Here is a 24,560-nt window from a genome sequence, read left to right on the forward strand (position 1 = left end):
TTGCGCTAGACTGAACCCATCGGGAAAACCCGGCACAATAAAACTGCATACCGTTTTTGCACTAGGGGTGCTTATTTTTAGCTGAGATGCAAGCGCAAGCTTCGATCCCTTATAACTCGATCAGGTTAGGACCTGCGTGAGGAAGTGCGGCGCATTTCTGTCCCGATCCTTTCTGGATTTTATACATGAAATTGTGGCTGCATCTTCACGGATGCGGCCTTTTTTGTGTAAATTTTAAGGAGGATTTTTTATATGGAACCACTACAATGCGGCACCAGCCCGATTGTCGGATTTCGCTTTTCATTGCATCCGATGGCCGGGGATTTCATCCAAGTCATTAAAGGGGCATTGCGGGAAACCGACACCACGAATGTTTGGATGCACACTGACGATGTTTCGACCGTCATCCGCGGCAGGCAGCTCCATGTGTTCAATGCAGCGAAGTCGATTGCGCTCCATGCTGCAAAAACGGGCGTGCACGTCGCCATGTCAGGCACATTTTCTGTCGGCTGCCCAGGTGATTCTGCCGGAGATGCCTATTTGGACAAAGGTGACGAGTTGCTGAACACCGATACGTCAAAGCAATATGTTTCTTCGCAATTCGCGCTTTATCCCATGAACAATCCCGATTATATGGCAATTATCTACCGGGAAGTCGAACGTGCGAAGGCACTGGGCGTCTTTAATGACTCCATGCATTATGCGAGCGGCATCCATGGTGATATCCATGATGTATTCGCTTTTTACGAAGAAGCGTTTGCCAATGCCCGAACTTCTGAAAATGCGCACCTCGTGATGACAGTCGCTTTGAGCATAAATAGCCCTTCTCATGGAGGTGGCAGCGGTGCTTAAAGATTGGAAGTTGAAAGAAATCGTCCTGATGTCATTGTTCGGTGTCGTCTTCGGCATCGTTTATCTCGTGTTTATCCATTTCGGCAACATATGGGCTGGCATTATCGGACCAATCGCATATGAATGGATGTTCGGCATCTGGTTTATCGTATCCATCATTTCAATGTATATTATTCGCAAACCCGGAGCCGCCGTCCTGCCTGAAACATTGGCGGCATTAATCGAAGTCCTTCTTGGCAATGCGGTTGGGCCGCGCCTGATTTTGTCAGGGCTCGTTCAAGGCCTTGGTGCGGAAGCTGCGTTTGCAGCCACGCGCTACAGACATTTCAATCTGGCAATACTGATGCTCGCCGGCGCCGGCTCTGCCGTGTTCAGTTTCATCTATGGCTACTTTATATCGGGTTATGCTGCACTCGATCCGTCATTTGTTGCATTCATGTTCACTTTGCGTGTCTTGAGTGGCATGGTGATTGCGGGGATTGGCGGCAAATATATAGCTGACGGCCTCCTCGCAACTGGTTCGCTGCGTGGTTATGCAATTTCCCGCAGCGGCAAAGGTGATGCGGGTGCCTGAGGAAGTCATCCGCTTAAATAACTTGTCATTCCGGTTTCCGGATTGCAGCAAAGCGGTATTGCACAATGTTTCAGCTATTATCCACCGGGGTGAACGCATCGCCGTATGCGGCCCGAGCGGCTGTGGCAAAAGTACGCTTTTGTATTTGCTGAACCGCCTTTATCCACTCAATTGTGATGGCATCGTCAGCGGAGAAATCCGGTTATTCGGAAAAAATGGGGAACATTACGCCCCCGGTGAAATCAATCGACGGATTGCAACCGTGTTTCAGGATCCCGATGCTCAATTCTGCATGCCGACAGTTGAAGAGGAATTGGCATTTACATTGGAGAATCTGCATATCCCTCAGGCTGACATGGAAGAGCGGATTGCGGGCATTCTTTCTTTGACGTCTTTGACTGAGTGGCGGCATTCCAAAATCCATAGCTTATCTGGCGGCATGAAACAGCGTGTCGCTGTCGCTTGCGCATTGATCATGGATCCGGAAGTGCTCTTGCTGGATGAACCATTATCCCATCTTGATCCGGTGACTGCGCGCGATTTCGTTTGTTGGCTCGACGGATTGCAGCAACTCCGGCAGCTGACAATTATCGCTGTGGAACATAGGCTGGTACATTGGAAATCTTTCTTCAAACGGGAAATTCGGCTTGGCAGAGACGGAAGGGTAATCGCGGATGGACCGCCGGCTGAAATACCGGCCCTCCTCTTCCCTTCGCGGCTTTCCGGAAAAGCGGCAGAAGAAGCACTTCGTATTCAAGGTTTGGCAGTAGAAATCGATGGCAAAACACGCCTTTCCCCTCTGTCCTTTTCATTAACACGCGGTGAAGTCACAATTGTCGCGGGTCCGAACGGCAGCGGGAAAACAACGCTTTTAAAAGCATTATGCGGAATCCATCAGGCAAGTGGCACCATCCAGGCAATTTCCCGGCGAGGCTACGTGCCTCAATCCCCCGAGTTCATGTTTTTAGCTCAGAGCGTTTCCCAGGAAGTGGCTTATTCGGGAATCTCTTCGCTGCAAGAAATCAAAGGGCTGATGAACCGGCTGGATCTCTCAACAATTGCGGATTCACATCCTTTTTCGGTGAGCCACGGCCAAAAACGGCGTGTTGCAGTCGGGGCAATGCTCGCAGACAAACGGCAAATCCTGCTTATGGATGAACCGACAGCAGGGCAAGACGCCGCATCGCTCCAAGAATTATATACGTTGATCGGTCAACGGACAGCAGAAGGCGCAGCATTTGTAATCGTCACGCATGACATGTCGTTCGCTTTGGCGGTCGCTGATTCCGTTGTACTGCTGAAAGATGGTGCGATGACCGGCAAATATTCCGCAGCTGACTTTTGGACACGGGATGACTTGCTGCTAGCCCATCATTTATTGGCTCCGGAAAGAGTGGCAATCCATGAAGCATCTATTGAATGACATGAATCCATCTTTCAAATTTGTCATTGTCACTTTATCGATGATCGTGATGGCTTGCTTTTTCAACCCCTGGACTCCGCTGATTTTTTGTTGCGGCATTGTCTTATTGCAAATCCTATTCAGCCAAACCAACTGGAAACTATGGTTGGTCTGCATGCTTCCTTTTGCTTTTGGCGCATTTGGCTATTTATGGACCACGATCGTTTTTGGCCGCGCTTCCAGCGGAACAATTATTTGGTCCTCCGGTTTTTTTGACATCACCGACCAACAATTAAATCTGGCATTGTCACTTTCGTTTCGGGTGCTGGCTTTTTCCGTGCTGTCGCTCATGTTCGCCTTCACTACTGCACCCGTCAAATTTGTCATGAGCCTTATGCAGCAAATGAAGCTTTCACCGAAATTGGCCTATAGCGTTCTAGTGGGCTACCATTTCCTGCCGCTTATAAAAGAAGAATTCGTGCAGATTAAACAGGTCCATGAAATGAGAAATGTTTCAGTGAAGAATAGCAGATGGCTCCAATTAACGTCGATTTACGGCATGCTCATTCCGACCCTTGCCGGTTCTGTCCGTAAGGCCGAAAGCGCCGCTTTTGCTATGGAAGCACGTGGTTTTACCGGTGAACCGCGAACATCTTATTTCCGACCGATTCGGATTAAACCAAGGGATTATTGGCTTTCGCTTCTTTTTTCAGCCCTCTTGGCTGCAAGTTGCATCATCGGTGTTTTACTCGAAAAATAACGGCGCGGCTTGCATATTGCAGGCCGTGTCTTTTTTCTTGTAGGCGTTTTGGGTTTTTAAGAATACCTTATGTAGTTATATACATTTATTATCTCCAAGACCGTCTTTGTGTTTTTCAAAACGATTGTTCGGATTTTTGCATTTAAGGGTATAGACTATAAAACCCGTTGTGGAGGTGCCTGTGATGCACGAAATCCAATTGCTTGATGAAAAAGACGACCGAGTCTACCTTGTTTATATGACCAACCGCCAAGACTCCTTCAAATTATTTGAGCGGGACATGTCACAGATGATGGAACGCGCCTCTGCCGAAATTTCAATTGGCTATACGAATTTATGGGCCATGAAGCGCATCGGCATAATTGAAAAAGAAAAAGTCTGCTACTTCCCTGACAACGAGCTGCTGATCGAGCCTGCCTTTTTTCAGCAGTATGGAAAAATGGAAGTTTACATAATTTTTTTATTTGTAAAATACAATCCTTCCGCTCCTTTTATGTTTTCTAAGCGCATGAATATGGAGCCTTATAGCCGTTTCGAAGATGCTGCCGAGGCTGGATGCAGGCTGATTGAGTTGATGGAAAACACTTATCCTGGCCGCCAATTCAAAGTGCTGTGCGCAAAATTGCTATACGACATCCCTTGGCATTAAAACATCCGAAAAGCCGGCTGCGGGAAATTCCCGCAGCCGCCTTTTTTGCCTTTCACTTATTCCAAACGCGGGCTGCGCAGCACGGCTTTGTCGTAGGCCAATTGAAAACCGCTGCGCCTGGCGTTGCGTGCTGAAGACGTTCCGGGTTTTGTCGTGACCGTGGCATACGTGCATCCTGCTTCTTTCGCATATCGCAGACGCTCTTCGATCAGCATAGCCTGATAGCCTTTGCCTCTTTTAGCAGGCAGCATCGCGGTCATAAACAATTCCGCGAGTTCCCCGTCAATGGCCATGCAGCCGCCACCCGTGCATTCTCCGTTTTCCCTTACCAGAAATGCCGTATTGCCTTCCACTTGCCAAAATGATCTGACCGACTCAACCGCCACTGCCGCTTGGTAATCGTCGTCAGAAATTCCCAGCGCAACCGCCCATGCCCAGTCATGAACATTTTCATCATCCACTTTCTCGACGATTGCCCCGCTGTCTTTCTGGACTTCCCTTGGCTGCCATTGCTGCAAGTCAATCAGCCAAACGTTCAGAAAATGGTCCAATGTATAGCCGAGCACTTGCAGGCGCTTGATGAGCTTTTCATCCGCATATGGCGTAATTTCCAAGAAAAGCGAGAAATCCGTTCTTTTTTTACGCACAAAATTCTCCATTTCATCGATGTCTGAGGATGCAAGCACCTCATCGGTCCCGAAACCGAGACCGTGGCAGGAATCCCCAGAACAAAACACATCGCCTTTGCCTTTCAACATCAGATATTCTCCAGTAAATGAAGGGCTTTGCTTCTGGTATTCTTTAAAATATGCTTGTGTCCCTTTACGTTTAATGTCTTCAATCTTTTTTGTTGTTTCCTTGTTTTGTCCCCATTCCATCATTCGCTGCCACCCTTCTTTACCATAAATACACGCTTCTTCCCGCTCCCTAAATCCTTCGGGAAAATAGAAAAACGGCATCCAAATCAGTATTCAATTTGGATGCCGTCCTTAGCTTGAAATTTATTATTGCGGTGTATAGGTGATTTCATCTTCGTCTTGCGCATCAACGCCGTTTTGGATATGGACGATTGTGCGCAGCAGCAATTTCGCTTTAGGATTGTCCAAAATCCAGCGTTCATCCGGAACAATGTCAAATTGCTGCATGACTGTTCCTTTTGATTTCACCGTACCGAAAAATTCCAGTGTCTGTTTCGTAATCAATTTTTCGATAATCTGAAAATCACTGTCTTCCCGATACTCGACAATCTGTGCCACAACTTGAAGTTCAATAAACTCAACTTCCTGGTCGCTGTCGCCGCCTTCGAAGTAAATCGTACCATTCAGTGTTTCGCCTTCAATTAAATGCGGCCTCTCGACGACTGTATCGATTTTCACCGAGCCGATGCCTACTGAACTAAGGAATTTTTTGAAATTCATAAAATGGAGACCCCCAACTTTTTGTAAGTATTCTATACCACTAAAGAAATAACGTTAAACCGCTCAATTCAGTTCTGTGTAATCGTATTGATGTTCAAGATTGGTTTCATGGCGGTTATAGCGCCGCTTGAATAATTTGTAGAAATGGCTGATCAGAACGCGGAGCAAAGCATACATCGGGATGCCGAGAATGACTCCGGCAATGCCGAATAATGAACCGGCAGTCAGCAGCACGAAAATGATCGTCACGGGATGAATATACATTGTCTTGCCCATGACTTGCGGCGAAATCAAATTGCCTTCAACCAGCTGAACAACCGTCCAGACAACTGCCAATTTGATGAGCATGAACGGCGAAGTCACGAGCGCAATAATTGCGGCTGGCGTGATAGCAATAGCCGGCCCGATATACGGCACCACGCTTGTGATCATCGCCAGGACGCCAAGGAGCAATGCATAATCCATGCCGATGATCAAAAATCCGATGTAGACCATGACGCCAATGCAGAACGCCACGATCAGCTGGCCCTGTATGTATGCGCCAAGCTGTTTGTCTGCTTCGCTCAGCACTTCCCGAGTATCGTCGCGGAAGCGCGGCGGCAGCAGCTTGACGAAGTAGCCCGGCAGCTTGTCCCCGTCTTTCAGCAAATAAAACAAAATGAACGGAACGATGACAATCGACAAGATGACACTGGTGATTGTCGAGATAAAACCGGTGATGCCGGAAATGATGCCGGTTACGACGGATTGCAGCGTATCGGAAACATTCGCTGGCAGCGTAGCCATCAATTGTTCAATATCAAAACTGGAACCGCTGTAATAATCGCCGACAAACGATGTCCGCAGAAAGCTATCGAGGTCTGTCAGCAATTCCATGAAGTATTTTGGGAACTCCATGACCAAAGTCTGAAACTGTTCTTTCAAAAATGGCAGCACCAGTACCGTGATCAACGCCAGGATTCCTGCACCCCCGAGGAAGATGATTGCAATCCCGCCAATCCGGGGAATTTTGGCCTCCATCAACAGCCGCAGGATTGGCCGCAGCAAATAATAGAAGATCAACGCCAAAACCACCGGCAGCACCACTGTCTTCATAAAGACACTTAGCGGATGGAAGATAAAAGACACTTCCCGGAAGATGAAAATGACCATGCCGAGAAGCACCAACGCAATCAATGAAAATAAGGTATTCGTTCCACCCAGAAACCGGATGAAGTTGGTCGAAAAAAAGGATTGCTTGTCAGGTTCCACAAAAACTCCTACTTTCTGATTAAGTTCACTTTAATTTTAGCATATTATCAGAAAGTTTAATTCAATGGCTGTGACAAAAATTCGGAAAGTGCTTGTTTGTTCTGCTCGACATCGATATCCAGCACTGAACCCGCATGCGAGTAGTTCCCATAGCTATAGCTTCCTTCTACAGGAACTGTCAGGCGCTCCAAATCCCCGCCGCCTTTCAAGGCAAGCTGAACTGCAAGTTTTACTTGATCGGCTGTCGAGATATCGGTTTGTACATAGCCTCTCACTGCCCCCGCAAGTTTTGGGTATTGCGGAATAGCGGACGGGCTGATCAGCTCTTCTTTCATTGCAGCCAGGACTTGCTGCTGGCGGCGGACCCGTCCGAAGTCGCCTTCATTGTCGGCGCGGAATCGGGCATAGCCAAGAAGTTCTTTGCCGTTCAAATCGTGGACGCCTTGCTTCAGGCTGACACCGATTAATTTAGACATATCTTTTTCCACATCAATTTCGACGCCATTCGGCGCAGCAATATCGACCATTTGTTCAAAATTCGAGAAGTCGACCAATGCGTAATGATGGATTTCCACGCCGAACATTGAGCGCAATGTATCTGCCAAAAGGTCAGCGCCGCCCAAATAATAAGCCGTATTCAATTTATACGATTGATAATCCGGGATATCTGCGTATATATCACGCATGAACGAAGTCAATTTCACTTCATCAGTTTTTTTATTATGCGACAGCAGCATCATCGTATCGGTGCGGGATTGCTCTTCCCCGCGGGAATCAACTCCCATGATCAAGATGTTCGAGTAATCCGGATTTTCCGGATCTCCATCAAAACTGACCGGCTCAATCTCTGTATTTTTTTCTGCTGATTTTAATCCGCTCTGGTATTGCACAAACGCATAAGCTCCCACTGCGAGCAATATGATAAACAGGATGAGAAGCACGCCGCGGAACCGCAGCCGTTTCTTTTTGCGCCGCCCTGATCTGGCAGGCTGCATTTCTTCTTGCATAATTAACACGTTCCTTTCTATTTCTTGCCTAACATAAGACGACATTTCATAAGAAGAAGTTTCGGCAATCCTATTATAAACATATAAATTGTCGTCTAACAGCGACAATGGTAAGATTTTTCTATTCCCTATGAGAGGAGCAACCCCGAATGACAGAAAAAGCAACATTCGCAGGCGGCTGCTTCTGGTGCATGGTCAAGCCATTCGACCAATTTGATGGCATCGAAAGCATCGTTTCCGGATACAGCGGCGGCAGCGTCGAAAACCCTACTTATGAACAAGTGAAATCCGGTACGACCGGACATCTGGAAGTTGTCGAAATCACATTCCAGCCCGAAGTGTTCAGCTATGAACAATTGCTTGAAATTTTCTGGCAGCAAATAGACCCGACCGACAACGAAGGCCAATTCCAGGATCGCGGCTCTTCCTACCGTGCTGCTATTTTCGTGCATAATGACAAGCAGCGCCGTTTAGCCGAAGAATCGAAACAAGCACTTGATGAAAGCGGACGTTTTAACAAGCCGGTTGTCACCGAAATTCTCGACGCCGCACCATTTTATCCGGCAGAAGATTACCACCAGGATTATTATAAAAAAAATGAGGCGCATTATAAGGAAGACCGCGCCGCCTCAGGACGCGATAAATTTCTAGAAGCAACCTGGAGAGAAGATTAATAAGCAGTCAAAGAAAAGGCCGATGCACGTCATCGGCCTTTTCTTATTCCATTTTTCCGTTGACGATTTCAGGAAGTTCTGACAAACAGCGGATTTCATGTGTCGGCTGGACCGCAGTGCCGTTGTGCTTGCCTTGCGGATTGAACCAGCACGTCGCAATGCCATAATCCATGCCGCCTTTAATGTCCGACGTCAGCGAATCTCCCACAATCAGCACCGAATCTTTGCTTGTCAGGCCCAATTTACGGAAAGCGTAATCGAAGATGCCGCTATGCGGCTTCTGATAACCCGCTTCTTCCGAAATGATGACGTGTTCAAAAAGATGTTGCATCGGAGAATTCTTAAGGCGTGCTTTCTGCACAGAACCGAAGCCATTAGTAATGACGGCCAGGTGGCAATCGCTGAGTCCCTCAAGCATTGCTTCCGCTTCCGGAAATAAATGTGTTTCCTGCCCCAAATAATCCAAATACTGTGAGCCAAACGCTTCTGCGCTGAAATCCAATTCATGCTGATGGAACAGGCGCTTGAAACGCTCGATTCCCAATTTAGCCAGCGGCATTGTTCCCGCTTCCAAATCCTGCCATAGCACCTTGCTGATTTCCCGGTAGGAGCCGTGGAAACGGGAAAAACCATCGGGCATTCCATAATCGACAAATGTATTGTGCAAAGCGGCGCGCTCGGAAAGCCTAAAATCCATCAAGGTATCATCAATATCAAACAAAATCGTGTTGTATCTTGCCATATTCCCATTCCTCTCTATAGGGTCAATCGCTGTCGAACCAGCCTTTTGATTTGAACCAAACGCTCATGCCGATCGCCATCACAAGCATGACTGCCAAAACGACAAAATAACCGTTCTCGGTGCGCAATTCCGGCATGTTGACAAAATTCATGCCGTACAGCCCTGCAACAAATGTAAGCGGCATGAAGATGGTCGTAATGACCGTCAGCGTCTTCATGATATTGTTCATGCGATAAGAGTTCAATGATATGTAATTATCGCGGATATCCGTCGTCAATTCACGATTTGAATCGATCATCTGGCTTAATTTGATGAGATGGTCATGGACATCCTGGAAATATGCGCGTTTCTGCTCTTGAATGATAAAACGCTTCGATTCAAGGATGCGGTAAACCATGTCCCTTGTCGGCACGACGATTTGACGGATTTTCAATAAATTCCGCCGCACTTCGAACGTATCTTCCATAATCGATTTGTCCGCTTTTTTCAATCGCTCTGAACCTTCTACAGAAGCGAGGCGGTCTTCAAGCTCCTCTACCAATGGAAAAAAACCATCTACAATTTCGTCCATGATTTTATAGGTAACTTCAAGCGGCTTGAAGCTTTCCACGTTTTTCATATGCCTAAAATATTCCCATGCGTAATTGACTTCATCCAAATCCTCAAAATGGAAGGTCACCAAGAAATCCTCACCCAGGAAAAAATCCACTTCATTGACATCCAGTTCCCCTGGCACAAAAGAATGCATCACTAAAAAAGTCACATTTTCGTAATACTCCATTTTCGGACGCTGCAAAGAATGGATGCAATCTTCGATAGCCAGCGGGTGGAACGCAAAATGGCTGCTGAGCAAATCAATTTCTTCGGGTGTTGGTTCATTGAAATCCACCCAATGCCATTTCATCAATTTCAGCTGGCTCAATTCCGGGTCGATAACGAGTTTATCTTGTTGATCAATGGCTAAAATTCGAATCATAACGTTCTCCTTGCTCTTATTTATTTGAATTAGTTTTGCTTTATTTCGTTTCTATACAATAAAATTCCGAACAGCATGACCAGTGCTGCAAAACTCAATAAGAGATATAAAGTAATGGAATGCTCACCCCAACGGTCATACAGCATGCCGATTAAAAATGGCATCCCGCTTGAAATGATATAGCCTCCAGATTGGATCATCGCCGTCCAGCTGTTGACATCATCCGCGTGTTCGTTCTCATCAAGCGGCATTAAAAGCGCTATCGGGAACAAACAGCCGAGCATGATGCCGAGGAAAACCGCGGCAGCCCAAGTCGCGGCGGCTCCGCCGAATAAAAGCAATAACAGTCCGGCAACGCCCGACAGCAGCGACAGGAAAATCCATAAAAGCCGGCTTGGGAATCTTGCCAACAAAACCGGCAGAGACAAGTTTCCAACGAGCTGGACCGCTGCCATGACCGTCAAAACCGCGCCAGCAGTCAACACGGTCATGCCTTTATCGATGGCGATAGGCGCAAGCCACGTAATCAGTGAGAAAAACATAGCCGACTGAAAGCCGAAAAACAGCAGCATCGTCCAGGCGCGCTTGTTTTTCCATGGGGGATTCGCCGGGCTGCCAGCATCCACAGCGTACGTTTTCGGAGGTTCCTTCACACGCAGCCAAAACGGCAACGCGATCAGCGCCAGCACTCCCCAGCTGGCCAGCGCAAGAGGCCACCCTGCCAGCGTGTAAAATACGCCGGTCAAACCGGAGGCCAGCATCGCGCCAAGCCCCATGCCGAATGAATAAACGCCGATCAATGAAGCGGTTCTTCCCGGAAAATTCGTTTTAATCGCAGCCGACAATAGCGGACTGACCACCGCGATTGCAAGGCCGATAAAAAAAGAACTCGCGAGCAGCACAGGGTATGTCGGAAACAAGCCCCGAACAAACGTCAGTGCACCGAGCATCGCAATCAAAAGCGTGATGCTTTTTTTGATTCCGAATTTGCGGTTAAAGCCGATTGCCAGCGGCGCGAAAAGCCCCATGCAAAATACCGGAATTGATGTCAGCAAGCTGATCTCGCTATTGGAAAGTGACAAATCACGGCGGATCGCTTCGAGCAGCGGCCCAACAGAGGAAATTGCCGGCCTCAAATTCAACGACACAAACAAAATGGCAATCACCATTAAGCCCAGTGCCGGCTTGTTTTTCAGTTGCGCCATTTTCTTTCATCCCCTTCTCCGAATCGCTTTTGTCCAAACTTGTGTTCGCCGCTGAAATTCATTAAAATGGATGTGAAAGGCGGGCTGGAAATGAGATTAGTAAATTGGAGCTACGCGAAACGCTATAATATCAAAGCTATTTTTGACGAGTTTCCGCATGTCGTCGTCTGGTTCCGCCAAATCGGCGGCTATTATTTCATTTATACGATGAAAGGCCTGACAAAAGACCACATCCCGGAAAGACGCGATTATGTACGCATGGAGTATTTGCTGAATAAGGACCTGGGCATGCTGGAAGCTTATAAAGAGCGGAAATATAAAGTTTGATTCCTTCGAGCTGAAACTATTCATCAAAATAGGGTAAACCATAGAGCTATTCCACTTACCTGCTCTGCTGAAACATAATTTTCTGTTTATGCATAGCCGTGCGGAAAGCATCTGTTAGAAAAAAAAATGAAAAGCTTCAAGAAATATTTTATGCCATTCCATTAAGTTTATCTCAGACTGCAGACGAATGCTATCGATTTCAGCGGGTTTCATGGTATACTATTCTTATTGTGAAATTTGGGAGGTACGTAAAAAATGATAGCAGTAAATGACGTAAGTCTTCGCTTTGGCGACCGTAAACTTTTTGAAGATGTAAACATCCAATTCAACCCTGGTAATTGCTACGGCCTGATTGGCGCGAACGGCGCCGGCAAGTCTACATTCATCAAAATTCTGTCAGGTGAGCTTGATGCGCAATCCGGCAATGTCTACATGGGTTCAGGTGAACGCCTGGCCGTTTTGAAACAGGATCACTTTGAATACGAAGAATACCCGGTGCTTGAAACAGTCATCATGGGCCATAAGAAATTATACAAAATCATGGCAGAAAAAAATGCCATCTATATGAAAGAAGACTTTTCAGATGAAGACGGCATGCGTGCTGCAGAGCTTGAAGGCGAATTCGCTGAACTCAACGGTTGGGAAGCGGAATCAGAAGCTGCAATCCTGCTTCAAGGGCTTGGCATTTCTGAAGAGCTCCACGATAAGAAAATGGCTGAACTTTCCGGTTCGGATAAAGTCAAAGTGCTTCTAGCACAAGCTTTGTTCGGCAAGCCTGATGTTTTGCTGCTCGATGAGCCGACCAACCATTTGGACTTGAAAGCCATCCAATGGCTGGAAGAATTCCTGATCAACTTTGACAACACCGTCATCGTCGTCTCGCATGACCGCCACTTCCTGAACAAAGTGTGTACGCATATCGCAGACTTGGACTTCGGTAAAATCCAGCTATACGTCGGCAACTACGATTTCTGGTATGAATCCAGCCAGTTGGCAACACGCCTGGCATCTGACCAGAACTCGAAAAAAGAAGAAAAGATCAAAGAGCTTCAAGCCTTTATCGCCCGCTTCTCCGCCAATGCTTCTAAATCGAAGCAGGCAACGTCGCGGAAGAAAATGCTTGATAAGATCGAACTGGATGATATCCGTCCTTCTTCCCGTAAATATCCGTTCGTCAATTTCACTGTCGGCCGCGAAATCGGAAATGACGTGTTGACTGTAAAAGACCTAAGCCAGTCAGTAGATGGCAAACAGCTTTTAAATAACATTAGCTTCAATATGGGCAAAGACGATAAAATCGTACTGATTGGCGATCCGCTTGCTAAATCAGCGTTGCTTCGCATCCTTGCCGAAGAAGATCAGCCTGCTTCTGGCTCAATCCGCTGGGGTGTAACAACTTCACGCGCTTACTTGCCGATTGACAATGCCGCTTATTTCGAAGGCAGTGAGCAATCGCTGGTGGACTGGCTGCGCCAGTATTCTCCGGAAGATGAAAGTGAAACATTCCTGCGCGGTTTCCTGGGCAGAATGCTATTCTCCGGTGAAGAAGTGAAAAAGAAACCTTCGGTCCTATCCGGTGGCGAGAAAGTGCGCTGCATGCTGTCTAAAATGATGCTGTCGCATTCGAATGTCCTGTTGCTTGATGAGCCGACCAACCACTTGGATCTTGAATCGATTCAAGCATTGAATAATGGCATGATTGCATTTAAAGGCGCTATGGTCTTCACTTCACATGACCATCAGTTTATCCAGACAGTTGCAAACCGCGTCATTGAAATCCGTGAAGACGGTTCAATCTTGGACAAACAATTGACTTATGACGATTTCCTGGAATGGAAAGATTCACAAGGAATCTTAAGCTAATAAACAAAAAAGCCCGCAGCTCTTAAATAGGAGCTGCGGGCTTTAGCTTGCCTTTTTTATTTCATGAAGCGCTTTACTAAACGGCCTGCTGGTATCTTGGAAACGACTTTGCTGCCTGAATTTGAAATGCCGCGTACGACGGATAACAGCTCTTTGTCCCCTGCCCAATGTTCTTCAATCACTTCAGTTGGGAATTTGTTGAGCAATGTATTGACGATGAACACTGCGACTACCACATCATCCAAGAAACCTCCCGGCCCTACTAACAGCTCTGGCAGGAAATCGATCGGTGCGAAAAAGTACAAAATACCGGCTCCGATTTTGCTTTTGCTGGAAGCATCAATGCGGCTGTCCAACATGAGTCTGCTTAACAAATGGAAGAAATCCGGTGCAAATAAGACATATTGCCCTAATTTCCCGACGCCACCCGAACGGTTATCGAGCCATTTTTGGATTCTGCTTCTTAGTTTTTGGTAGAAGTCATCTTGTTCTTGTGAGTTTGGAAGCGGTTTTTTCAAATAATCGTTAGTCATGTATGTTCCTCCTGCACCTCGTAGGTATTTTACAGCTCTTTTAGAATTTCAATGTGACGTTTGTGGCAATGCGTTCTTTTTCCGGATTTCCTTCAACTGGGATGAAGTCCACTTGTTGGCCTTCGTTCAGCACGGAGAAATCCCCGATGTTTGAATGCTCAGAATGCGTATAGAACATTTCACCGTTATCGCCTTTTATAAAACCGAATCCTTTTTCCTTGTCGAATGATACTACTGTGCCTTTCATCTAAAACCCTCCTAAAGGTAACTTAATTCACTACATGATTTATACCCTTAAAAGGCTGTTCCTTAAACTAAAGGGTTTCCGGGTTTTTTCGGCAATTAATACCTCCCAAAAAAGGGCCGCTCCACAGAGCGGCCCCACCTACCTTATTTGATTTGATTATCAGTTTACACCGACTGCTGAGAATGCGGCTTTGACGCTTGCCACTTCAGCGCTTGAAGCTCCATAAAGGTCCGTTGCCGCCTGGATTGTTGATGCGCGGTAATGGCTGTAGTTCGAGCTTGGCGTCAAGTATTGCGTCAACGTGCGATAGAAGATATCCGCTGTTTTGTCATTGCCGATGGCAGTGACTGAAACGCCATAATGCGTGCCGCCATTAGCCAATAGGTATGCAGCTTTATTGCTGATGCCTGAGTTGATGTGGACGCCGCCATTATCGCCTGTTCCTGTATAGCGTTTAGAATAATGGTCCGGATCGCCATTGAGTGTCGGATCTGCCATCGAACGCAGTGCGTCGCCTGCAGTTCCAGGTGTATAGATGTCTTCGCCGATCAACCAGTCCGGATTGTTGTTAGCGTGATATTCGACAATCGTTCCGAAAATATCGGACATCGATTCATTGATGGCACCTGATTCATTTTGGTAAATCAGATCAGCTGTTGTATCCGTAACAGCATGCGTCAATTCATGGGCAATGACATCAAGCCCGCCTGACAACGAAGTGAACTGGACGCCATCTCCATCGCCGTAAACCATTTGCGTTCCATTCCAGAACGCATTATTATAGCTGCGGCCGTAATGCACAGTCGATATCAATTGCGCGCCGTTGCCATCGTAGCTATTGCGGTTATGCTGTTCTTTGTAATAATCATAGGTTTCAGCTGCATAGGCGTGAGCATCAACCGCTGCTGCGTCATATGCAGCATTATAAGCATTGTCCGCGTCAAGCCACAATGTGCCTGGCAGGCGTGTACGGTTGCTGGCATCATATGTGAAAATTCCGCCGCCGCGTGTTTTGTCCACGAGGTATGATCCGTTGCTGTTAAGTGTCGTATTGAAAGATTTTGTATCGCCCAATACACCTTTGCCTGTTGCAGTTGCGTTGGTTCCAGTCGGAGCTGTTACGCCGTTTGTCGGCTTAGCTTCATGCATCTGGTTAAAGGAATCCAAGACTTTACCTGTTTTTGCATCGATGAAGTATTGGTAATTGCCCGGTGTCGGGTAAAGGAATTGGAATTCTGCACTATAAGCGTATTTTGGTACACCGCCATCAACATAAATCGTCAATTTAGGCCCTATCTGCTTATCAATTGCCACATCATCACCGATATTCGCTTTTAAATCTGCTAAAGCAGTTGCTGCAGCTGCAGCCGGTTTAACGGTAGCACCTTTTTTCAAAGAAGCTTTATTGAACAATTCAGGAACTAAAGTTCCTGATACAGCCGTCAAAACGCCTTCTTTGTTAACAGTTGCTGAAATGACAGAACCGAATACAGGCACACCTTTAAACATTTGTTGAACTTTCACGTTGGTCATGCCAAGCTCATCTTTTGTCTCACTCACTACTTTAAAGCCAGCTGCTGAGCCTTTGCCAGTTTTGTAAAGAGTTTCTTGTTTTTCTAAGTATGTAAAGACAATTTCTTTTGCAGCTTTGTTTGAAGGAACCGTTAAGTGGCCCGTGATCAGATCAGCTGTTTTACTTTTTTGGTTTACATGGACTTTTTCAGATACGGCATTCGTTGGCGATGCATACACTGATGCAGAAGTTGCGGACAATGCCAGCGCAGCGGCCAGGCTTAACGTCAGTAATTTTTTCTTTGTCATGTAATGGTTCACTCCTTTTATATGCCACCGTTTCTTTCGGGGTACTTAGAAGCATAACCGTTTAAGTATTCTGAATAAATAGGAATCTATAACTGTTTTAAATTACCTATAAAAGTGTTTAAAGGATTATAATTAAATTTGTTTTCAAACTATTCTGGAATTAAACAGGTTTATTTTCCTATTTTACTTTTTCCTCCAGTTATTTTTCTGACAATTTACAAGAAACCTTATCAACGCGCGTATCAACCTATATTCGTTCCACTATTCCTGTTAGCGGAATCAAAAAAATTCTGCACCCAATTTCCTTTAAATCAGCTCCAAAACGGATAAATCCATAAAAAAAGACCCGCTCACGTATGAGCGGGTCTTGGGAGATTAGATTTTAACTACGTTAGTAGCTTGAGGTCCGCGGTTGCCTTCCTCTACTTCAAACTCAACTTTTTGTCCTTCGTCAAGCGTTTTAAAGCCTTCGCCTTGGATCGCTGAGAAATGAACAAAAACGTCGTCTCCGCCTTCAACTTCGATAAAACCAAAACCTTTTTCTGAGTTAAACCATTTTACTGTACCTTGCATGCAAAAAACCTCCTGAGATTTAAAAAATTTTCAATATGGAATTTTTCCATAAAAAAATTCACATATTCAAAAAAGTACCATAACGTGCTGATCACTTTTTTGAATAGGTGAATAGCTGTTTCTGGTGGTTTCTTTGGTTCTTAAGTCTATTATAGCAATTATAACTGAGAAGTCAAATAAATCTAAAAACTTTTTTATTGGGCTTTGCACCTACTACATGATGTACCAATATACACATTAGACCACTATTATCATTGAAATCAGACTTTTCTAATAACATCAACGATTGGTTTCTGTGTGCAAATGGATGATTCCGTGGTATACCTGGAGATCCTCTTCACAGTCCGGACAGTATTTCAATTCACCTTTTTCCCAATAAACGTCGAAATCTTCCCCTTTTTTCTTATGCTCCGGATATGCATTGCGCAGCGTGTCGGCCAATTTGCTTTTAAAGCTAATCGCTTCTTCTATAGTAGAAAAAGAGTTTCGCTGTACGATATCCTGCTCCCATCCTTCGAGCATCCACCATGGTTCATAAAAACTTTTCACGTAAATGATTTCATGCATGCCATCAACTCCCAGTTTTCTTCCTATTAATCATTGTGCCAAATAATCGCATTTCTGTCCAGAGTTTGCTGGTATCCGATGCAGTCCTGAAGTTTGTATTGCTTTCTCCTAAGCTGTAAAATATGAGGTATATGGAGTGAACTTGAAACTTTTCACCCGCTGAAACGTATAAATGAGCAGGAGTACTAGGAGGTCATATTTATGAAGCCTGTTGAAAAATTCATCCAACGGCAATCAATCAGCCTGCCTTTGATGACCGTCATGTTTCCCATCTTTTACTTAGGGGCTGAAATCGGGCTTATTGCCTCCGGGGCAGTTGCGGCTGGAACTTATTTGGCCAGCAACACGACGATCAAACAAGTTCAGATAAGTTCCGATTCGAAAAAACTGGGTATGACACGCAGCGAATACAAACATGTCCGGATCCAGATCAAAGAAGCCCAGAAAAAAATAAAGCTATTGCAAAGCCAGTATTACCGGGTCCGCTCGATTTCATCGTTCAAGCAATTGATGAATATGGTGAAAGTATCCAACAAAATCATTACTCAAGTGCAGCAAAACCCACGGAAATTCTATTTGGCCGAACCCTTTTTTTATTCCCATTTGGATTCCGCTTTGGAATTGACCGAAAAATATACGATGTTGGTCGGATTGCCGGTTAAAGATCGTGAATTAAAAGCGACTTTGCAGGACACGCGGGAAATGCTGAAGTCTTTAAACAGTGTGATAGAACGCGATTTAAAGCTTACGCTGTCTTCTGACGTAGAAAAATTGCGGATGGAGCTCGATTACGCCCGCTTGACTGTCGATCAGCATCATAACCAGAAATTGCTTCATCAATTACCTGACGCCAATGAAGGAGACGTGGATCATGACACAGAATCGATCAAACCAAAGTGAACTCGATGATTTACTCGGCAACCCGTTCGGAATGGAAGCCGTTAAAGAAGAATCCAATTTGCCAGCCAGTGAAGCCGGCAAACCTCAAGCATTAATGGAGCGACTGACGAAAGACGAGCAGGCAAAAGCCCGGGAACTGGCAAAACAGATTCCTGCGGGCAATTATGAAGCCATCCTGACATACGGGGCGAACGCACAAAACCAGCTTAGCCAGTTTTCCCATAAGATGCTTGACCATGTCCAATCGAAAGACATCGGCCCAGTCGGCGATGTGCTGAATGACTTGATGAAAAAATTGCAGGAACTGAACCCTGAAGAACTGTCCCAAAAGAAGCGCGGCGGTATCCGAAAAATATTCGCTAAGGCAAAATACTCGGTTCAGGAAATGATGACGAAATACCAGAAACTCAGCACACAAGTTGATCGCATCAGCATACAGCTCGACCATTCGAAACGCGGCTTGCTGGATGACGTCCAGATGCTCGAACAGCTATACGACCAGAACAAGACTTATTTTCAAGCTTTGAATGTCTATATCGCTGCTGCTGAGCTGAAGCGTGATGAAATCCTGACTGAAACCATTCCCGCTTTGCGCAAAAAAGCCGAGGCGTCGAATGACCAAATGGCTTATCAGGAAGTCAATGACATGGCACAATTCCTTGATCGGCTGGAAAAACGCTTGTACGATCTGCAATTATCGAGACAAATTACGATTCAAAGCGCACCGCAGATCCGCATGATCCAGCAGACCAACCAAACTTTGGCGGAGAAAATCCAGTCTTCCATCATGACATCTATTCCCCTTTGGAAAAACCAGATTGCCATCGCCTTGACGTTGAATCGCCAGATGAAAGCTGTCGAAGCACAAAAACAAGTGACAGCAACCACAAACGAGTTGCTGTTGAAGAATTCCGAAATGCTGAAAGTGAACTCGATTGAAACAGCGAAAGAAAACGAGCGCGGCATCGTGGAAATCGAAACCTTGAAGCAGACCCAGGAAAACTTGCTTAATACAATTGAAGAAACCCTCCGTATCCAAGCTGAAGGGCGCAAAAACCGAAAAGCCGCAGAGATCGAAATCGGCCGCATGGAAGAAGATTTGAAACAGCGCCTTCTTGCGATACAAGACGACCGTGAAGGCAAACAATACTAATGCATATTAAAAACGGCTGCAAAACCTGCAGCCGTTTTTTCATGGATTTTTTTCAGTTAGACGGATTGGATGATCAAATGCAGCGTCCGCTTAAGCAGACGCAGAGTCTGATCGACAAAATGCTCGAGCGAATCGGCACTTACGGATTTATTGCCATACATCATGCGGTAAAAAGCGGCTTGTTCATCTGAAATCGTTCCGTTGCTCAAGAACAGATGGAGCACTTCTATGTTCTGCTTTTTTGCTTCCGCCACGGCATCCGCTGTATCGACCACGCCATTTTCCGCGTAATTATAGGCTGATGGTTCCCCGTCCGAGAAGACCAGCAGAAACCGATGCTTTTCCTGGCGGCTGCGCAGGCGGTCCGACATCCAGCGGATGGCAAAGCCATCCCGGTTATCTTCGTGCGCCTCCATCGACGCGATGGCATCCGCATGGTCAAGCGTACCATCTTCCATTTTATGCATCCATTCAAAATAATTAGGCTGCCGGTCATCACTCGCTTCATAGGCATCCTCGTAGAACAGCACAATTTCATGCGGCACGCCAAGTCCGCGCAAAACATCATGGAACAGCAAGACAGCCTGTTTTGTTTCATCCAGTTTATCGATCATTGATGCAGAGCCATCGATCAACAGGCAAAATACAGCATCCAATTCTTTTGACGGCGCTGATTTGCGGTAGAAAGGCTTGGGCCGGTCTTCTATCACTAGCGGCAGCAAGTCTTTTGACAACCGTCCTGCATTCAAATTGGTTCTGACGGATTGCTGTTTTTGCATCATGCGTTTTTTCAATTCGCGCAGCAGCGATTTTACGTAAGGCGCTTGTTTGCGCCGCCATTCTTCAATCTGCCCCCGCTGGCCTGCCGCGATTCGGATGCGGGATTCTGTATAAGCGACACGATTATTGGCGTTGCCGAATTTCGTGCCGGCTTGTTTTGAGGAACTCGCCATCTGCCGGTCATCCGCTTCGTTGTCTTCTTTATGTTCTCCGCGCGAATCGCCTTTTGCGGTATGCTCCACTTCCCCGCTGCCGTCTTCTTCGCGGCCGCCTTCGGCATAGCCTGAACCGCCTTGTTCAAGTTCAAATTCCATCGCCGCCGATTCGGAAGCTTCCGATTCCCGGTGCCATGACTGGAACCATTCTTCAATCGTATCATTTTTTTCTTCATCTTCGCTTTGTTCAGGCTCAATTCCTTCGTGGTAACGGAATGGCTGGTTTTTCTCGACTGCTTCCCCGAACGTATAATAGCCGTGGACCAAATCCGCTTCAAACAGGTATTCCAGCCTGTCCATCATCGCTCCGACAACTTCAGCGGAATCGGCTGTCGACTGTGCATCGAACATTCTGCTCCACATGAAAAACAGCGGTTCCCATTCTTCCGTATCCACAACGTCGATGCTGCGCAAGCGCAGAAATGCAGCATTCAGGAAGGCGTCCGCCGCAAAGCCTTTCTGCCGATTCCCTTTGTAGCGGTCTTTGTGGTAGCCAGCATATGTCTCCTCACGGACTTTAAACGCTTCTGCAGTACCGGGACGTGCTTTCTTGATTTTCTCGCTTAGCCTGAATTCTTCCGCGCATAAGAGCAATTGTTGTTTCAATTCTGGCAGCGGAGAATGGCCGCTGATGAATGTGCGCCATGCAGGTACATCAAAATCCCGCCAGAATCCGGCGGCCATCAAATAGATATCCGATTTGTAGCCCAGGCGTTCAATATGCGGTGCCCTGTGGCGCCAGAATACACTGATGGATAACATCGATTCCGAAGGGCGGAATTCCACCAATTTGCGCGTCGTCACTTTCAAATACGGCGCATCAGCCAATGCTCCAGCCAACATTTCCATCCCATGCAGCAGCTTCGTATCGATGGTTTCATTATTGAATTGGATAAATCGGTTGACCGAAGCCATTCGCTTCACCTACTTCTTCCAAGTATGGGCCAGATCCATGAACAATTCCCGTTCACTTGCATCTTCCAGTTTTTCTGCTATGGCATATCGGATTGCCCGCATCGGGTCCATATGCTGAGAAAGTGCGGTTGCATCAAGCAAGCTTCGGATCGATGCAGCTTCTTCTGACAGCAACCCATTTTCTACTTGCTTCATCAAATCCGCAGCTAAATTAAGGATGAATTTTTTCAATTCGGGATCTGCGCCTGGAAATTCACGGTCCCAAAGCTGCCGCAATTGGTCCCCTGCCAAATACGGGATCGGATAGGCGATAAAACGGTTTTTCAACGCCTCGTTCATCGGTGCCGTTCCTATATAGCCCTCGTTGATTGCTGCAATAACGCCAAAATCAGGATGGGCTTCGATCACTTCCCCTGTGAAAGGATTTGTCATCATCCGGCGGTGATCGAGTGCGCTGTGAAGAATCGGCAGCGTTTCAGGCTTAGCCATATTAATCTCATCGATATACAAAAATTGGCCTTTTTTCATCGCCGTAACGACCGGGCCTTCGATAAACTCGATCCGGCTTTCTCCTTTATGCTGCACCAAAGTTTTAAAACCAAGCAGCGCTTCCGCATCCAAATCCACCGAACAATTGATGCTTTGCATAGGCTGGCCGTAGGCAGCGGAAATGCTTTCTGCAAGTTTGGTTTTGCCCGCCCCAGTCGGCCCTTTCAATAAAACCGGTTTGCGAAGCACCACAGCTGACAGGATGTCGTGCCATAAATCAGCATCGGGAGATATATAGCCGCCTTCTGCAATCAGTTTTTCATAGCCTGCATGATCGCGGCTTTTTCTGCTTTGAAAATCTTTTTCAATAAAATCCATATGAACCCTTCTTTCCACGAAAAAAACCGATGACGCATCATCGGCTTTTTTGTTTTCATTCAAAATATGTTTTGTAGAACCCGCCAACTTTTCCAGTATTATCGACAACGAAAATGAATTCATCCGTTTCGTTTTTCACTTCATAGGTTTTGCCAACAGTTAATACATTGGAAACCAGAAATTTAGCTGCGTCGGTATGCTTGCAGGTTACTGTGCGGATTGTTTCTTTCGTAAGCCATTCGTTGTGAATCACATAAATCATCCTTTTCTATGGGTCTATAAACTTCAGTATAAGGAAACTCCGCGCAAATTTCAAACCCACTCAGCTGCGCTGCTTTTTTGATAGCCAGATCATCCGGATGACAGAGCCGGAAACGACCAGGAAAGACAAGCCCAGTAGGAAGCCTTGAAGATGGCTGATTATCGATTCGTAGGCATACGGGAATGTGCGACCGATGTTGAAGTAAATAAACATCCATACGAATCCTGCAGTGTACGCATACAGCGCATAATGGCCAAATGGGTACCGGTTTGCTCCAACGACGTAAGGCATCGCCCAGCGGATGCCAGGCAAGAAAAAGCTGAACGATATCGCCATCTTGCCATGCTTGGCCAGAAAAGCGGAAAAGCGCTCGATGGTTTTATTTAGCCATGTCTTTTCCAATCGATGCAGCAGGCGCTGACCGAATATGCGGCCCAGCATATAAGCAAATGTATTGCTGCTAATCAGCCCTAGGTAGGCGGCTAGAAAAGCGTAGATCGGCGTAAAATAGCTGATTTCCGTCAACATGCCTGAAAAAGCGGCGGCGGCTTCGTTCGGAATTGGCAAGCCGAACAACAGCAGCCAATTAAATGCGAACATACTAATATAGCCGTATTCTATAACTAAATCCATTAATTGGGATAAATCCATCGGCATCTGCCGCCTTTCGGCAATTCTCTCCTACTATCATCCCAAAAAAAAGAGGCCCCTGCAATTCAGGGGCCTTTCTTTCCTAAAAATATTAACCTTCAAGCAATAAATCTTCAGGATTTTCTAACAAGTCTTTGACCATTTTCAAGAATCCGACAGAGTCGCTGCCATCGATGACGCGGTGGTCATACGAAAGTGCCACGTACATCATCGGGCGGATTTCAACTGCATCGCCAACGGCAATCGGGCGTTTTTGGATTGTGTGCATGCCGAGGATCCCGACTTGCGTACCGTTCAAGATCGGCGTTGATAATAATGAGCCGAATACGCCGCCATTAGTGATGGTGAAAGAACCGCCTGTCATGTCAGCAATCGAAAGTTTTTTGTCGCGTGCTTTCGTCGCCAATTCGCCGATTGATCTTTCGATTTCAGCGAAGTTTTTCTTGTCCGTATCACGGACAATCGGAACCACAAGGCCTTCTTCAGTTGAAACGGCAATGCCAACATCAAAGTACTGCTTCAAGAGGACATCCGTACCGTCCAATTCAGCGTTTACGTATGGATATTTTTTCAATGCTGCTGTAACAGCTTTTGTGAAGAATGACATGAAACCAAGTTTAACGTCGTTGTTTTGCTGGAACTGATCTTTTTTGCGGCTGCGCAGCGCCATGACATTTGTCATGTCGATTTCGTTGAACGTTGTCAGCATCGCAGTCGATTGCTTGACTTCCAACAATCTCTTCGCGATTGTCTGGCGGCGGCGGGACATTTTTTCCCGTACTACACGTCCGCTTTCTTCATCAGAAGAAGGTGCAGCAGCTTTTGGAGCTTCCGTTTTAGCAGCAGGTGCAGATGCGCTTGCTGCTGGTTTAGCGGCATGTGCCTCAACATCCTGGACACGCACGCGGCCCATCGGATCTACAGGAGAAATCGCAGCAAGGTCGATGCCTTTTTCACGTGCCAATTTACGGGCAGCCGGGCTGGCGATCGTACGGTCAGAGGAAGATTGTTCTTCAGCCGCCGGCGCTTGTTCAACTGCTTCTTGCGTTGCAGGCGCTTCAGCTTTAGGAGCTCCTTCTGTTTTCGCAGGTTCTTGCGCTTTTGGTTCAGCAGCTGCGCCTGAGCCAGCTCCAACGATTGCGATGACTTGGCCGACTTCAACCGTGTCGCCTTCTTGTGCTAATAGTTCCTGCACCGTTCCGGCTTCTTCAGAGATGACTTCAACATTGACTTTATCCGTTTCCAGTTCAACGATGAATTCTCCTTTTTCAACTGTATCGCCCGGCTGTTTAAGCCATTGTGCGATAGTTCCTTCTGTAATCGATTCTGCTAATTCAGGTACTTTGATCTCTGCCACAAAAAATTCCTCCTTATAA

At 46.4% G+C, this 24,560-nt stretch carries 27 protein-coding genes and 1 riboswitch; of the genes, 10 read left to right on the plus strand and 17 right to left on the minus strand.

Translation table 11 applies throughout. The annotated features are described in order from the left end of the window. Positions 1–53 precede the first annotated feature (53 nt). A riboswitch (TPP riboswitch) is annotated at positions 54–160 on the plus strand. Between the two features lie 92 nt (positions 161–252). From QMA09_RS14205 to QMA09_RS14225, 5 genes are all read left to right on the plus strand, one after another. Next, a complete protein-coding gene (locus QMA09_RS14205; RefSeq protein ID WP_290213572.1) occupies positions 253–852 on the plus strand; it encodes a YkoF family thiamine/hydroxymethylpyrimidine-binding protein in 600 nt (199 codons plus the stop codon). Further along, a complete protein-coding gene (locus tag QMA09_RS14210) occupies positions 845–1,426 on the plus strand; it encodes an ECF transporter S component (protein ID WP_290213573.1) in 582 nt (193 codons plus the stop codon). The genes QMA09_RS14205 and QMA09_RS14210 overlap by 8 nt, the downstream gene beginning before the upstream one ends. Then, complete coding sequence (locus tag QMA09_RS14215) at positions 1,413–2,849, plus strand: ABC transporter ATP-binding protein (protein ID WP_290213574.1); 1,437 nt, start codon at positions 1,413–1,415, stop codon at positions 2,847–2,849. Before QMA09_RS14210 ends, QMA09_RS14215 begins: the two co-directional genes overlap by 14 nt. A 1-nt stretch (position 2,850) precedes the next feature. Continuing rightward, a complete protein-coding gene (locus QMA09_RS14220; protein ID WP_290213598.1) occupies positions 2,851–3,588 on the plus strand; it encodes an energy-coupling factor transporter transmembrane component T family protein in 738 nt (245 codons plus the stop codon). Between the two features lie 184 nt (positions 3,589–3,772). After that, complete coding sequence (locus QMA09_RS14225; RefSeq protein ID WP_290213575.1) at positions 3,773–4,237, plus strand: hypothetical protein; 465 nt, start codon at positions 3,773–3,775, stop codon at positions 4,235–4,237. A gap of 56 nt (positions 4,238–4,293) precedes the next feature. On the opposite strand, the gene QMA09_RS14230 is transcribed toward QMA09_RS14225, so the two are convergent. From QMA09_RS14230 to QMA09_RS14245, 4 genes are all read right to left on the minus strand, one after another. Beyond that, the gene (locus tag QMA09_RS14230; protein ID WP_290213576.1) at positions 4,294–5,118 is read right to left on the minus strand and encodes a GNAT family N-acetyltransferase; all 825 of its coding nucleotides are present in this window, start codon (positions 5,116–5,118) and stop codon (positions 4,294–4,296) included. Between the two features lie 123 nt (positions 5,119–5,241). Continuing rightward, positions 5,242–5,655 (minus strand): sporulation protein, encoded by a 414-nt coding sequence (locus QMA09_RS14235; RefSeq protein ID WP_290213577.1) that lies wholly within the window; start codon positions 5,653–5,655, stop codon positions 5,242–5,244. Positions 5,656–5,718: 63 nt separating this feature from the next. Beyond that, on the minus strand, positions 5,719–6,906 hold the full coding sequence (locus QMA09_RS14240; protein WP_290213578.1) for an AI-2E family transporter: 1,188 nt from the start codon (positions 6,904–6,906) through the stop codon (positions 5,719–5,721). Positions 6,907–6,962: 56 nt separating this feature from the next. Next, positions 6,963–7,913, minus strand: a complete 951-nt coding sequence (locus tag QMA09_RS14245; protein ID WP_290213579.1) for an LCP family protein — start codon at positions 7,911–7,913, stop codon at positions 6,963–6,965. 149 nt (positions 7,914–8,062) lie between these two features. Here QMA09_RS14245 and msrA point away from each other — a divergent pair, with 149 nt between their 5' ends. Next, positions 8,063–8,587: a peptide-methionine (S)-S-oxide reductase MsrA gene (msrA, locus tag QMA09_RS14250; protein ID WP_290213580.1), complete on the plus strand. Its 525-nt coding sequence runs from the start codon at positions 8,063–8,065 to the stop codon at positions 8,585–8,587. 43 nt (positions 8,588–8,630) lie between these two features. Here msrA and QMA09_RS14255 read toward each other — a convergent pair whose 3' ends face one another. The 3 genes from QMA09_RS14255 to QMA09_RS14265 are packed head-to-tail and all read right to left on the minus strand — an operon-like array spanning position 8,631 to position 11,510. Beyond that, positions 8,631–9,329, minus strand: a complete 699-nt coding sequence (locus QMA09_RS14255; RefSeq protein WP_290213581.1) for a YjjG family noncanonical pyrimidine nucleotidase — start codon at positions 9,327–9,329, stop codon at positions 8,631–8,633. Positions 9,330–9,351: 22 nt separating this feature from the next. Next, entirely contained in the window at positions 9,352–10,305 is a 954-nt protein-coding gene (gene corA / locus QMA09_RS14260) for a magnesium/cobalt transporter CorA (protein ID WP_135501385.1), read from the minus strand. A gap of 29 nt (positions 10,306–10,334) precedes the next feature. After that, entirely contained in the window at positions 10,335–11,510 is a 1,176-nt protein-coding gene (locus QMA09_RS14265) for an MFS transporter (RefSeq protein WP_290213582.1), read from the minus strand. A 90-nt stretch (positions 11,511–11,600) separates the two neighbouring features. Between QMA09_RS14265 and QMA09_RS14270 the strand changes: the two genes are divergently transcribed. Then, positions 11,601–11,837 (plus strand): hypothetical protein, encoded by a 237-nt coding sequence (locus tag QMA09_RS14270; protein WP_135501383.1) that lies wholly within the window; start codon positions 11,601–11,603, stop codon positions 11,835–11,837. A 255-nt stretch (positions 11,838–12,092) separates the two neighbouring features. Continuing rightward, entirely contained in the window at positions 12,093–13,700 is a 1,608-nt protein-coding gene (locus QMA09_RS14275; RefSeq protein WP_135501381.1) for an ABC-F family ATP-binding cassette domain-containing protein, read from the plus strand. A 56-nt stretch (positions 13,701–13,756) separates the two neighbouring features. Here QMA09_RS14275 and QMA09_RS14280 read toward each other — a convergent pair whose 3' ends face one another. The 5 genes from QMA09_RS14280 to QMA09_RS14300 all read right to left on the minus strand — a co-directional run bounded on the left by QMA09_RS14280 (position 13,757) and on the right by QMA09_RS14300 (position 17,441). After that, a complete protein-coding gene (locus QMA09_RS14280) occupies positions 13,757–14,233 on the minus strand; it encodes a YkvA family protein (RefSeq protein ID WP_135501379.1) in 477 nt (158 codons plus the stop codon). A 40-nt stretch (positions 14,234–14,273) separates the two neighbouring features. Then, positions 14,274–14,480 carry a cold-shock protein gene (locus QMA09_RS14285; RefSeq protein ID WP_135501377.1) on the minus strand — a complete coding sequence of 69 codons (207 nt, stop codon included), beginning with the start codon at positions 14,478–14,480 and terminating at the stop codon, positions 14,274–14,276. Between the two features lie 159 nt (positions 14,481–14,639). After that, entirely contained in the window at positions 14,640–16,301 is a 1,662-nt protein-coding gene (locus tag QMA09_RS14290; protein WP_135501375.1) for a M4 family metallopeptidase, read from the minus strand. Positions 16,302–16,676: 375 nt separating this feature from the next. Beyond that, positions 16,677–16,874, minus strand: coding sequence for a cold-shock protein (locus tag QMA09_RS14295; protein ID WP_135501373.1), 198 nt, complete (start codon positions 16,872–16,874; stop codon positions 16,677–16,679). A 279-nt stretch (positions 16,875–17,153) separates the two neighbouring features. Beyond that, positions 17,154–17,441 (minus strand): DUF1033 family protein, encoded by a 288-nt coding sequence (locus QMA09_RS14300; RefSeq protein WP_135501371.1) that lies wholly within the window; start codon positions 17,439–17,441, stop codon positions 17,154–17,156. Between the two features lie 201 nt (positions 17,442–17,642). Here QMA09_RS14300 and QMA09_RS14305 point away from each other — a divergent pair, with 201 nt between their 5' ends. Together QMA09_RS14305 and QMA09_RS14310 are read left to right on the plus strand one after the other, a co-directional pair. After that, positions 17,643–18,341 carry a 5-bromo-4-chloroindolyl phosphate hydrolysis family protein gene (locus QMA09_RS14305; protein ID WP_290213583.1) on the plus strand — a complete coding sequence of 233 codons (699 nt, stop codon included), beginning with the start codon at positions 17,643–17,645 and terminating at the stop codon, positions 18,339–18,341. Then, the gene (locus QMA09_RS14310; protein WP_290213584.1) at positions 18,313–19,494 is read left to right on the plus strand and encodes a toxic anion resistance protein; all 1,182 of its coding nucleotides are present in this window, start codon (positions 18,313–18,315) and stop codon (positions 19,492–19,494) included. The genes QMA09_RS14305 and QMA09_RS14310 overlap by 29 nt, the downstream gene beginning before the upstream one ends. Before the next feature lie 56 nt (positions 19,495–19,550). Here the strand turns inward: QMA09_RS14310 and QMA09_RS14315 are convergent, their stop codons facing one another. The 5 genes from QMA09_RS14315 to odhB form a co-directional block, all read right to left on the minus strand. After that, positions 19,551–21,404: a vWA domain-containing protein gene (locus tag QMA09_RS14315; RefSeq protein WP_290213599.1), complete on the minus strand. Its 1,854-nt coding sequence runs from the start codon at positions 21,402–21,404 to the stop codon at positions 19,551–19,553. 9 nt (positions 21,405–21,413) lie between these two features. Beyond that, on the minus strand, positions 21,414–22,271 hold the full coding sequence (locus QMA09_RS14320; RefSeq protein WP_290213585.1) for an AAA family ATPase: 858 nt from the start codon (positions 22,269–22,271) through the stop codon (positions 21,414–21,416). Positions 22,272–22,326: 55 nt separating this feature from the next. Continuing rightward, on the minus strand, positions 22,327–22,524 hold the full coding sequence (locus QMA09_RS14325) for a DUF6501 family protein (RefSeq protein ID WP_290213586.1): 198 nt from the start codon (positions 22,522–22,524) through the stop codon (positions 22,327–22,329). Between the two features lie 69 nt (positions 22,525–22,593). Beyond that, positions 22,594–23,184 (minus strand): DedA family protein, encoded by a 591-nt coding sequence (locus tag QMA09_RS14330; RefSeq protein ID WP_290213587.1) that lies wholly within the window; start codon positions 23,182–23,184, stop codon positions 22,594–22,596. A gap of 91 nt (positions 23,185–23,275) precedes the next feature. Next, entirely contained in the window at positions 23,276–24,541 is a 1,266-nt protein-coding gene (gene odhB, locus QMA09_RS14335; RefSeq protein WP_290213588.1) for a 2-oxoglutarate dehydrogenase complex dihydrolipoyllysine-residue succinyltransferase, read from the minus strand. Between the last annotated feature and the right edge of the window lie 19 nt (positions 24,542–24,560).

Origin of the sequence: Planococcus sp. APC 3906 (assembly GCF_030407685.1) — a bacterium.
Classification (GTDB): domain Bacteria; phylum Bacillota; class Bacilli; order Bacillales_A; family Planococcaceae; genus Planococcus; species Planococcus koreensis.